Consider the following 10,855-nt stretch of genomic DNA (forward strand, 5'->3'; position numbering starts at 1 on the left):
TTTTTCAGACCTTCCCAAGGGGCAGGTTATGTTCGGAAACAAGAACAAAGCTGAACTGACAGCCATGAAGGCCGAGGTAGATGGACTCAAAGGACTGACAAGCGCACTGGAAAAATCAATGGCGGTGGTCGAGCTGGGTCTCGACGGCAAGATCCTTCGTGCCAACGATAACTTCATTGCAACGATGGGCTACCGGGCCGATGAGCTGGCCAGCAAGACGCACCGCGACTTTTGCGAGCCGGAGATTCTCCGCAGCCGTGAATACGCGGACCTGTGGGCGTCTCTGAAGGCTGGCAAGTTCATCTCCGGCACCTTCAAGCGCATCGACAAGAATGGCCGTAGCGTCTGGCTGGAGGCAAGCTACAACCCGGTGACCGATACGCAGGGCAAAGTCTTCAAGGTGGTCAAATATGCTCTGGACGTCACCAAACGCGTAATGCTCGAAAACGAGACCAACAGCAAGCTGGCAGCAGTAGACCGGGCCATGGCTGTTTGCGAATTCGAGCCCAATGGCAATGTGATAACCGCCAACAGTAACTTCCTGAACGTCATGGGTTACGCACTGAACGAGATCAAAGGTAAACACCACAGATCGTTCTGCGAACCGGCACTGACCAACAGCCCGGAATATGCCGAATTCTGGCGCAAGTTGAATCAGGGCGAGTTCATTGGCGATCAGTTCAAACGCATCGGCAAACATGGCCGGGTTGTCTGGCTGGAAGCAACGTATAACCCGGTTTTTGATGTCGACGGCAAGCTCTATAAGATCGTCAAGTTCGCCAGTGACATTACCCAGCGTGTCGAAAAGCAGGAAGCCGATGCGCATGGTGCGTCGCGTGCTTACCATATCTCGGCAGAAACCGAGAAAGTGGCCGAACAGGGAACCCTGGTCATTCAGGAAACCGCTCGGGAAATGCGCCAGATTGCCGAAAACATCGGCGCGTCGGCGAAGCTGGTGAGCCAACTGGGCGATCGCTCCGAGCAGATCACCGCCATCGTCAACACCATCCGCGGCATCGCCGACCAGACCAACCTGNNAACGCTGCCATCGAAGCGGCACGGGCGGGTGATCAGGGTCGTGGGTTTGCCGTGGTGGCAGACGAAGTCCGGCAACTGGCCGGACGTACCAGCGGCTCGACCACCGAGATTGCCGAAATGATTGGCAAGATTCTCGCCGAAACACGTGAAGCGGTGGCGAGCATGGATGCCACGCAGGAAGGCGCCATTCGAGGTGTGACACTGGCCGATCAGGCCGGACAGGTCATCGTGCAGATCCGCGACGGCGCAAGTGATGCGGTCGAGGCCGTGAACATGTTCGCCACGCGCATGGATGAAGCCGAAGCGTTTGCAAAGCCGGGCAAGCGATGACGATCGTGTAACACCCAGCACATCAAAACCCGCGTCCTGCGGGTTTTTTATTGTCCAGAGATTACGGCCAAGCCTTGGTTATCCAGCCCGTCTGCGCTTCAATAGCGGCCATCGCATTTCACGCCAGCCAAAGGACCGCTCATGGCCTCGCCAGACAAGCAGCAAAAACGTGCCAAGCGCGCAAAAATCAAGGCCAAGCAGAACCGCTCGGGCAAGGGCACAACCAGCCTTGTCCATCCGGTGTTTGCCTCTGCGCTGGTCAATCTGCCGTTTGATGACGTCGAACTTGATCTAAACACGTTCGACTTCAAAGACATTGTAGAGAACGGCTTCGACCCGGCCGACTATGATGATCTCTTCGTGGCCATGAAAGCCGCTGAAGCCATCAGCCAACTGGCGCTGTGCGTCGTTTTCCTGCAGTACCCGGTGCTGGCACTGGTCGTTTCCGAAGAGGACGAAGACCCTGCCACAGACTTCATGATGGGCCTGCTGATCGTGTACCGCGCCATGTACCACGATGAAGACGAAGACACGGCGATCGAATGGATCGAAAGCCCTGCCTTCCAGAAGGATTACACGCTGGCGTCCGACCTGCTGATGAAGAGAGACACCAGAGCCGCACGCTAACGCATGCTCGTGCCAATGCATGACATTGGCACGAGCATCATCCGCTAAGGGCCGCGATCAACCCAGCGCAGCAGCGCCCACGCGGCCGGCCTTGCGGCGACGCGATACGATCAGGCCAGCGCCGATCACCAACAGGCTGAGTACGCCGGTGGCGATGATTTCGAGGCGATGCTCTTCCTGCAGCAGCATGATGGTCAGCACCGCGACGATGAACGCGATCACAGCCCAGGTCAGCCATGGGAACAGCCACATCTTGAAGTCGATGGCCTCGCCCGCAGCGATGCGCTTCTGGCGCATACGCAACTGCGACACCGCGATCACCAGGTACACCAGCAGTGCGATGGCACCGGAGCTGGCGAGCAGGAAATCGAATACGGCCGCAGGCGCGATGTAGTTGGCGAACACGGTCAGGAAAGCTGCCGCGGTCGACATGATCACTGCCCAGTGAGGCGTACCGCCCTTGCTGGTGCGCTTCGACACGGCAGGTGCATCGCCGCGCTTGCCCAGCGAGAACAGCATGCGCGAAGCGGTATACAGGGCCGAGTTCAGGCAGCTGGTCACAGCAACCAATACCACCAGATCGACAATCAGCTTGGCGTTCGGAATACCCATCGCATCGAGCACGGTCTGATACGAACCTACCTCGGCCAGGCGCGGATCGTTCCACGGCACCAGCGACACAACGATGAAGATCGAAACCAGATAGAACAGGAAGATCCGCCAGATCACCGAGTTGGTGGCCTTGGTGATCTGCTTGCCAGGGTTCTTGGACTCTGCCGCAGCGATGGTCACAATTTCGGTGCCCATGAACGAGAACATGGTGGTCAACATCGCCGCCAGCACCGCGCCCATGCCGTTTGGCAGGAAGCCACCGGTATCAAACAGATGGCTCACGCCACTGACGTTACTGGTGGGCAGCAGGCCAAAAATTGCCGCAACACCCAGCACCACGAACGCGATGATCGCCACAACCTTGATCAGCGCAAACCAGAACTCGAATTCGCCGTAATTCTTCACACTGAACAGGTTGGTCGCGGTCAGCAGCAATGTGATGACCAGCGTGAACATCCAGATCGCGATGTTCGGGAACCAGGCATGCAAAATGGTCGCGGCGGCATTGGCCTCCAGCGGGATCACCAGCACCCAGAACCACCAGTACAACCAGCCGATGGTAAAGCCGGCCCAGTGCCCGATAGCGCGGTCGGCATAGGTTGAGAACGAACCGGTGTCTGGCGAGGCAACGGCCATTTCGGCCAGCATGCGCATCACCAGCACCACCAGCGTACCCGCAGCGGCGTAGGCCAGCAGCACGGCAGGGCCTGCCTCGGCAATCGCATGGCCGGAGCCGACGAACAGACCGGCACCAATAACGCCGGCAATCGACAGCATCGTAATGTGTCGCGGTTTCAGCCCTTGTTCGAGCTCGGAAGAGTTAGCGGTACTGCTCATAAAACCACCTGTGCAAGACGAGCGAGGCACACCGAAGCGTTACGTAAAAAGAAAGCTACGGTGCCGTTCTTTATTATTGACGCAAGAATTGCGCCAAAATATTTCGAAAACGACGTCGCTTAGAGAATACGAGGCCTGTGGCTTAGCCCGTGAGGCATGCAAGACGATGGCTTTTATACGCAGTCTGTAGGATTTGTTACCAAACGCCTCAGATTCATCTACATGCACGCACCAAAAATGCCCCAAACCTTCCTCAAAGCGCAAACATGGTGCAGAAATCAGACCACCACTCAGCAAATGCTACTTCCAACACCAGGCCAAAGCTGACAACATCGCGCCTTTTTCGCGCACGTCCCTGTTTTGCAGGGCATGGTGCTTGCCTTCATGCGACCGTCCGCTGCCCGGATGAGACAACCCGTCGAGCGCCTCCACGCTCGACACAATACGTCGATGGTTGTCCTTTAAACGCTGTGCTAGCTTGGCGTTCGCTGGCAGCCAGCGCGCACACTTCAACGAGGACCCCACATGGCCGAGGCCACGCCCGCCCTGGAAATCCGCAACCTGCACAAGCGCTACGATCAGCTTGAGGTGCTCAAAGGCATCTCGCTGACCGCTCGCGACGGCGATGTCATATCGATCCTCGGCTCATCCGGTTCCGGCAAGTCCACGCTGCTGCGCTGCATCAACCTGCTGGAAAACCCGCATCAGGGGCAGATTCTGGTGGCCGGTGAAGAGTTGAAGCTCAAGGCTGCGCGCAACGGCGACCTGATTGCCGCCGATAACCGGCAGATCAACCGCTTGCGCAGCCAGATCGGTTTCGTATTTCAGAACTTCAACCTGTGGCCGCACATGAGCGTGCTCGATAACATCATCGAGGCCCCGCGTCGCGTTCTGGGCCAGAGCAAGGCCGAAGCCATCGAGGCGGCTGAAGAGCTGCTGGCCAAGGTGGGTATCGCCGACAAACGCCATGCCTACCCTGCGCAGCTCTCCGGCGGGCAACAGCAGCGCGCCGCCATCGCGCGTACGCTGGCCATGCAGCCGAAGGTCATTCTGTTCGACGAGCCGACATCGGCCCTCGACCCGGAGATGGTTCAGGAAGTACTCGGCGTCATCCGCGCACTGGCTGAAGAAGGCCGGACCATGCTGCTGGTGACCCACGAAATGAATTTTGCACGTCAGGTATCAACTGAAGTGGTGTTTTTGCATCAGGGAATGGTCGAAGAACAGGGCACACCGCAGCAAGTATTCGAAAACCCGCTGTCGGCAAGGTGCAAACAATTCATGTCGAGTCACCGCTAACGGAGCAACACCCATGCAGTCGTACAAAAAGATCTTGCTGATCGCAGCGGCCACCCTTGCCTTCAGCGGCAGTGCCTTTGCTGAAACAATGAAAATGGGCATCGAAGGTGCCTACCCGCCGTTCAACAACAAGGACGCGAGTGGCCAGGTGGTGGGCTTTGACTATGAAATCGGCCAGGCCCTGTGCGCCAGGATGAAGGTCGAATGCGAAGCGGTGACGTCAGACTGGGACGGCATCATCCCGGCGTTGATGGCCAACAAGTTCGACTTCCTGATCTCGTCGCTGTCGATCACCGAAGAGCGCAAGCAGGTGGTCGATTTCACCAACCCGTATTACTCGAACAAGCTGCAATTCATCGCGCCGAAAACTTCCTCGATCGACGTATCGAGCACTGAAAAAGCCAAAGAAAGCCTTGCCGGCAAGTCAGTGGGTGCACAGCGATCGACACTGGCCGCCACCTGGCTGGAAGACAAGCTCGGGATCATGGACGCCAAGCTCTATGACACTCAGGAAAACGCCTTCCTCGACCTGTCCTCCGGTCGCGTCGACGCCATGCTGGCCGACAAATACGTCAGCTTCGAGTGGCTGAAAAGCGAAGCGGGTCAGAACTTCGAGTTCAAGGGCGAGCCTGTCGTTGAAGACGACAAGATCGGCATCGCCGTGCGCAAGGGTGATGATGCCCTGCGCGAGCGCTTGAACGCGGCCCTGAAAGAAATCATCGCTGATGGCACCTACAAGAAGATCAACGACAAGTATTTCCCTTTCAGCATCCTCTGATTCACCTGACCGCGTCGCCGCCGCTTCCTGTCGAAGCGCGGCGACCGGCCCTGACAAAGCCTGCCCATGAACATTGATCTCCACGGATTCGGCCCGGCCCTTGCGGCTGGCGCGCTGATGACGGTCCAGCTTGCACTCTCGGCCCTGTGCCTGGGGCTGATACTCGGACTGCTCGGCGCCTTCTCGCCCTACAAGCCTCTGCAATGGCTGGGCAGTACCTACTCGCCCCTGGTACGCGGCATTCCCGAACTGCTTTGGGTGTTGCTGATTTACTTCGGCACCGTCAACGGCATGCGCGCTCTGGGCAAACTGTTCGACATTCCTGACCTGGCCCTGAGCGCTTTCTCTGCCGGGGTCATCGCCCTGGGCATTTGCTTTGGTGCCTACGCGACCGAAGTGTTTCGCGGCGCGATTCTGGCCATCCCCAAAGGTCATCGTGAAGCCAGGCTGGCGCTGGGGATGTCACGCTCACGCATCCTCTTCAAACTGGTCCTGCCGCAGATGTGGCGCATCGCCCTGCCCGGCCTGGGCAATCTGTTCATGATTCTGATGAAAGACACCGCGCTGGTCTCGGTGATCGGCCTGGAAGAAATCATGCGCCACGCGCAGATCGCCGTGGGCTTCACCAAGCAAGCGTTCACCTTCTACATGGTCGCGGCCTTCATGTACCTGGGCCTGACCGTGCTGGCCATGGCCGGCATGTACTTCCTTGAGAAGCGTGCCAGTCGCGGCTTTCTGAGGAGCGCGTCATGAACTGGGAAGTCATCATCAAGTGGCTGCCACGCCTGGCACAGGGCGCGACCCTGACCCTTGAGCTGGTGGCGATTGCCGTCATCGCCGGGCTGATCCTCGCCATCCCGATGGGCATCGCCCGTGCATCGCGTCACTGGCCGGTGCGCGCCCTGCCCTACGCCTACATCTTTTTCTTCCGCGGCACACCGCTGCTGGTGCAGCTGTTTCTGGTCTACTACGGCCTGGCGCAGTTCGACGTGGTGCGTCAGGGGCCGCTGTGGCCATACCTGCGTGACCCTTTCTGGTGTGCGGTTGTCACCATGACCCTGCACACCGCCGCCTACATCGCAGAAATCCTGCGTGGCGCCATTCAGGCCGTGCCGGTCGGTGAAGTCGAGGCTGCGCGGGCGCTGGGCATGTCGAAATGGAAAGCATTGTTCTACATCGTCCTGCCCCGCGCGGCACGTATCGGCCTGCCTGCCTACAGCAACGAAGTCATCCTGATGCTCAAGGCCAGCGCACTGGCCAGCACCGTCACCCTGCTGGAGTTGACCGGCATGGCCCGCACGATCATCGCCCGCACTTACTTGCCGGTAGAAATTTTCTTCGCCGCCGGTATGTTCTACCTCGTGATGACGTTCGTGCTGGTACAAGGCTTCCGCCTGCTGGAAAAGCTATTGCGTGTAGACGCCAGTCAGGGGCGCTGATATGAAGGGTGCTGGCGTCGACCCAGTCAGCACCTTGCCCCGCGAGGCCGCCACTATGCCCACTGAACCTTGCTTGCAGGATGAACACCTCGGCAGCCACTTTCGTGCGCTGGACAGCTTTCTGTTCGCGCATCAGGCCTTGTGGCGGCCCAAGCCGTTCACGCACCTGCGTCTGCCGTGGGAAGACAAATACCCGGACCTCGCAAACTGGCTGCGGCAACGCACGCTGGAACAGGCCGAGGCCGCGCATAACCACCCGGAACAACTCGACGCGCCGTTTCCGTTCCCGCAACTGGCCGCCGAAGCCGTCGCCCTGAGCCACGTCGCTGAACTGCCTTCACATCCTCTGGAGCCAGTCGATGCGCGCATGAGTGTCGACGTGCCGGGGCGCAAATGGCAACAGATCGAAGCCTTCGCCAGCCATCTGGACATGCGTGATACCACCACTCACTGGCTGGACTGGTGCGCAGGCAAAGGCCACCTGGGGCGTCGCCTGACCGGGCGCGGTCAGCGTCTGACCTGCCTGGAGCACGACCCGGCGCTGATCGAAGCAGGCCTGGCAATGAGTACGCGGCAAGGCATCGACGCCAGGCATGTGCAGCAGGATGTAATGGCCGACGACGCCTGGCGCTGCCTGCAACCCGAGCACACGCCTGTGGCGCTGCATGCCTGCGGCGACCTGCACATTCAGTTGATAGAGCTGGCAAGCCAGACCGGCTGCCGGCACATGGCAATCGCGCCATGCTGCTACAACCGCACCCGGCACGACCTGTATCGACCGCTGTCCAGCGACGGCAAAGCATCGGGTTTGAAGCTGTCGCGAGACGAACTCGGCCTGCCACTCAGCGAAACCGTGACGGCTGGCGCTCGCGTGCGTCGTCAACGCGACACCTCGATGGCCCGCCGCCTGGGCTTCGACCTGCTGCAGCGCAGCTTGTGCGGCATTGACGATTACTTGCCCACGCCTTCGCTGCCGACATCCTGGCTGGATGCGTCCTACGCGGACTACTGCAATCATCTGGCGCGACTGAAGAATCTGCCAGCACCGGGCCAGCAGGACTGGGCTTCTCTGGAAGCCGCTGGCTGGAAGAGACTGGCCGAAGTGCGCAACCTGGAACTGGTCCGCGACCTGTTTCGGCGTCCGCTGGAGATGTGGCTGGTGCTCGACAGGGCAATGTATGTCCACGAGCAGTGCTACAGCGTCAGCGTTGGCACTTTCTGTGACAGCCGGATTACACCACGCAACCTGCTGATTCTGGCCCGAAAATCGTGACCTAAACCGATTGAGCAACCTGTGGATAAGTCTGTTGATGAAAATGTGGATGAGTGCGTTAAAGCTTGGCGCGCCAGTTACTAAAGCCCCTTATTTTTTTCCACAATCCTTTCCGTACCCCGCAAAAACAATGCCTTGCGGCGCATCAGGCCAATGTGCGCACATCTGGTAACGCGCGTATTTTTTTATCAAGCAATTAAAGGCTCTGGAACAAGCCTTTTATCTGGCTCAATCGTGCACACGCAAGTGCCTGTGCACGACTTGTTTAGTGCGAGGTTTCAGACCTCTTCGACACACTCCAGCGAGCGCTCGACCATGACTTTGGCCATTTCCAGCATGTGCATGGAGGCAAACGCCAGGTCGCGTTGCGCACCGGACAATTCATCGCCCAGTTCGTGGGCAGTGGCCGATGCACAGCGCAGGAAATCCAGCGCATGCACCAAGGTTGCTTCCAGGCTGATGAAGTCGAACTTGCTGTCGTGGGGTTCTTTGTCAGTGCGGGGGATTGGCAGGTAACACGCCATGGCGCGCTTGACGACCGCCTTGTCGAAGATTGGCGCGGTGCTGGACTGTTTGGGTGGGTCGGGGGTTATTTTGACCATGCTTTAGCTCCTTCTATGAAGTCGCTACCTGTTCGCTACTAAACGAAAGGCGGCAACTGTACGCGAGTTAGTAGACCGGTGAGCTAAGAACCGGCGCACCCGAAGGTGCCAAGCGCACAGTCGCCATAGCATCGGGACGAAGCCTGATGAAACGCGGCTGTGTTACGCCTTAACTCACTGCGGGCTACTAAACCCGATCGCTGATATGCAGCGACAGGCGGAGATTAGAAGCACACATCGAGAGGCGCAAGCGGTCGGGGATTCTCTCGGAAATGTCCTTCAAAAGAAAGAGACCAAGCCTGCAAAAACCGGCCTGAAAGCGTTGCAAAAGATGATCTCTGCACACAATTGCCGAAGCCCGTAGGAGCGGACGTGTCCGCGAAGACTTAACAGACGACGCCGCACTCACGTCATAGCCCAACCGCTAAAACTGATCATCCTTCAACCGCGCAAACGGCACGCTACGGTTCTGCAACTTGCGCAACGTCAGCTTGTACGCACTGGACTTGATCTGACTGCCCATCGGCGTCTCTTCCAGCAAGATCCGACCCGACGCAAAGGCACAGCCCGTGCTCATCATCTTGTACTTGAGCAGATACAGCCCCGGGTCCATCTTGGCGAACGTAAACACCGCACCGGCCGGCACAAACGCATGCCGAAACGCCCTGCGCCCCACCGCATCGGTGACCTTGGCATACACCGCCGACTCGCCCGCCGAGTTATCCACCATGATCTGCGACCAGCCGTTGTCCTTGAGCAACGGCATATCTTTCACGTAACCCGCCTTTTCCGGCCAGGGCGCGCCCATCGGATCCAGCGCGGGCACCTCACACTCGGACGTTACCGCATCAACCGGCTTGGCTGGACTGGCCACAGGCTCTTCAACCGGTGCGGCGGGCGCTGGCTTGACCCACGTCTGCGCCACCGGCACCGGCTCGGCTGGCACAAACGCCTTGCCAGCATCCCGGTCATAACCCATCCACGCCCCGGCTGCGCAAAACACCACAAACACCAGCGCCCAACGCCACGCACTGCGGCGCCGCTTGTTACTGGAAGGCGATGAAGAGGAAGGAGAAGCCTTGGGCGCCGGGCCCGTCCGAGCGGCCCGAGAGGGCGTTGCAGTGGCAGTCGCAGAGTTTGCGGCGTACACATGCACCGCCTGCCCCCCCCCCCCCCCCGCACGCGCCTGCTTGCGCCGCAACGCGTCCATACGAGCCTTGTGCTCATCGGCAGCAAGCTGCGCATCATAAGCCGCACGCCGCGAAGGGTCCGCCAGCACATCATGAGACGCGTTGACCACGCCCATCATGTCCGAGGCATAAGGGTCGGAACTCCTGTCCGGGTGCAGCTTCTGCGCCAGCTTGCGATAAGCCTTCTTGATCTGCTCAGGAGAGGCATCGCGAGCAACACTCAGCAGCTCGTAATGCGTGGGCGTTCTCTGCATTGCACTTGCTGTCCATGGCTAACTGCCATTTTTGATACAGATGTATCGGCCAAAAAGCCCATATCTCCAGTGCAAATGCAACGCAACAAGAACCAGCCCACAAGAAAATGCCCGAATCCAGAGGATCCGGGCATTTCTTGAAACATCGATGAAGCCTTCGTGAGCGTCCAGACGCACATTCATGCGATTCAGACAGCAATCCTCAGCCCCACCTTGCGCAAGACCCGACAGGCCAGACGCAACTACAAATATCCTTCAACAACTCCTCAGCGAATGACCAGCCTGCGGCAAACAAAACCCCAAACCCGGTTACGATCCATCGCATTACTCATCAGATAGTCCTTTATCTGCTGGCTGAAAAGCTAACGTCCCATGCTGCTGACTCAGTAGCCCGGGCCGTTGAGAACAAGCCTATGCAAAGCCCTCCCGCCCTGCAACAGCCCAAAAATGGTGGGGTCGGATGGGTGCCTGTTCATACGCCAAATCGCCATCAACGCTGGGCGCATTGGTTTGCGCGACCAGGTTAAAAATCCATTGCTTTGTCAGGCACAAGCTATATGAACCGCCCCGGGTTTC

At 58.9% G+C, this 10,855-nt stretch carries 9 protein-coding genes and 1 pseudogene; 7 read left to right on the forward strand and 3 right to left on the reverse strand.

Annotated elements, in window-relative coordinates; genetic code table 11:
• The first annotated feature begins 28 nt into the window (after window positions 1-28).
• Together ALO64_RS26635 and ALO64_RS09695 are read left to right on the forward strand one after the other, a co-directional pair.
• A pseudogene (locus ALO64_RS26635) lies at window positions 29-1,368 on the forward strand (methyl-accepting chemotaxis protein).
• 141 nt (window positions 1,369-1,509) lie between these two features.
• Window positions 1,510-1,995: a hypothetical protein gene (locus ALO64_RS09695; protein ID WP_005730202.1), complete on the forward strand. Its 486-nt coding sequence runs from the start codon at window positions 1,510-1,512 to the stop codon at window positions 1,993-1,995.
• A gap of 57 nt (window positions 1,996-2,052) precedes the next feature.
• Here the strand turns inward: ALO64_RS09695 and gabP are convergent, their stop codons facing one another.
• Window positions 2,053-3,444 carry a GABA permease gene (gabP, locus tag ALO64_RS09700; RefSeq protein ID WP_005730201.1) on the reverse strand — a complete coding sequence of 464 codons (1,392 nt, stop codon included), beginning with the start codon at window positions 3,442-3,444 and terminating at the stop codon, window positions 2,053-2,055.
• A gap of 525 nt (window positions 3,445-3,969) precedes the next feature.
• Between gabP and ALO64_RS09705 the strand changes: the two genes are divergently transcribed.
• The 5 genes from ALO64_RS09705 (at window position 3,970) to ALO64_RS09725 (ending at window position 8,233) form a co-directional block, all read left to right on the forward strand.
• Window positions 3,970-4,743 (forward strand): ABC transporter ATP-binding protein, encoded by a 774-nt coding sequence (locus ALO64_RS09705; protein WP_005730200.1) that lies wholly within the window; start codon window positions 3,970-3,972, stop codon window positions 4,741-4,743.
• A gap of 13 nt (window positions 4,744-4,756) precedes the next feature.
• A complete protein-coding gene (locus ALO64_RS09710) occupies window positions 4,757-5,521 on the forward strand; it encodes an ABC transporter substrate-binding protein (protein WP_002555783.1) in 765 nt (254 codons plus the stop codon).
• Between the two features lie 66 nt (window positions 5,522-5,587).
• The gene (locus ALO64_RS09715; RefSeq protein WP_044345162.1) at window positions 5,588-6,274 is read left to right on the forward strand and encodes an ABC transporter permease; all 687 of its coding nucleotides are present in this window, start codon (window positions 5,588-5,590) and stop codon (window positions 6,272-6,274) included.
• On the forward strand, window positions 6,271-6,960 hold the full coding sequence (locus tag ALO64_RS09720) for an ABC transporter permease (RefSeq protein ID WP_002555785.1): 690 nt from the start codon (window positions 6,271-6,273) through the stop codon (window positions 6,958-6,960). Before ALO64_RS09715 ends, ALO64_RS09720 begins: the two co-directional genes overlap by 4 nt.
• A 1-nt stretch (window position 6,961) precedes the next feature.
• The gene (locus ALO64_RS09725; protein ID WP_044345163.1) at window positions 6,962-8,233 is read left to right on the forward strand and encodes a methyltransferase; all 1,272 of its coding nucleotides are present in this window, start codon (window positions 6,962-6,964) and stop codon (window positions 8,231-8,233) included.
• A 278-nt stretch (window positions 8,234-8,511) separates the two neighbouring features.
• Here ALO64_RS09725 and ALO64_RS09730 read toward each other — a convergent pair whose 3' ends face one another.
• Together ALO64_RS09730 and ALO64_RS09735 are read right to left on the reverse strand one after the other, a co-directional pair.
• On the reverse strand, window positions 8,512-8,835 hold the full coding sequence (locus ALO64_RS09730) for a DUF6124 family protein (RefSeq protein WP_002555787.1): 324 nt from the start codon (window positions 8,833-8,835) through the stop codon (window positions 8,512-8,514).
• Window positions 8,836-9,259: 424 nt separating this feature from the next.
• On the reverse strand, window positions 9,260-10,279 hold the full coding sequence (locus tag ALO64_RS09735) for a J domain-containing protein (RefSeq protein ID WP_054991705.1): 1,020 nt from the start codon (window positions 10,277-10,279) through the stop codon (window positions 9,260-9,262).
• Window positions 10,280-10,855 lie beyond the last annotated feature (576 nt).

Origin of the sequence: Pseudomonas meliae (assembly GCF_001400515.1) — a bacterium.
GTDB classification, from domain to species: domain Bacteria; phylum Pseudomonadota; class Gammaproteobacteria; order Pseudomonadales; family Pseudomonadaceae; genus Aquipseudomonas; species Aquipseudomonas amygdali.

Excerpts from the sequence above, each read along its gene's own strand:
- ALO64_RS09710 (WP_002555783.1), top strand. The coding sequence starts at position 4,757 with ATGCAGTCGTACAAAAAGATCTTGCTGATCGCAGCGGCCACCCTTGCC.
- ALO64_RS09730 (WP_002555787.1), bottom strand. The coding sequence starts at position 8,835 with ATGGTCAAAATAACCCCCGACCCACCCAAACAGTCCAGCACCGCGCCA.
- ALO64_RS09695 (WP_005730202.1), top strand. The coding sequence starts at position 1,510 with ATGGCCTCGCCAGACAAGCAGCAAAAACGTGCCAAGCGCGCAAAAATC.
- ALO64_RS09715 (WP_044345162.1), top strand. The coding sequence starts at position 5,588 with ATGAACATTGATCTCCACGGATTCGGCCCGGCCCTTGCGGCTGGCGCG.
- ALO64_RS09720 (WP_002555785.1), top strand. The coding sequence starts at position 6,271 with ATGAACTGGGAAGTCATCATCAAGTGGCTGCCACGCCTGGCACAGGGC.
- ALO64_RS09735 (WP_054991705.1), bottom strand. The coding sequence starts at position 10,279 with ATGCAGAGAACGCCCACGCATTACGAGCTGCTGAGTGTTGCTCGCGAT.
- ALO64_RS09725 (WP_044345163.1), top strand. The coding sequence starts at position 6,962 with ATGAAGGGTGCTGGCGTCGACCCAGTCAGCACCTTGCCCCGCGAGGCC.
- gabP (WP_005730201.1), bottom strand. The coding sequence starts at position 3,444 with ATGAGCAGTACCGCTAACTCTTCCGAGCTCGAACAAGGGCTGAAACCG.
- ALO64_RS09705 (WP_005730200.1), top strand. The coding sequence starts at position 3,970 with ATGGCCGAGGCCACGCCCGCCCTGGAAATCCGCAACCTGCACAAGCGC.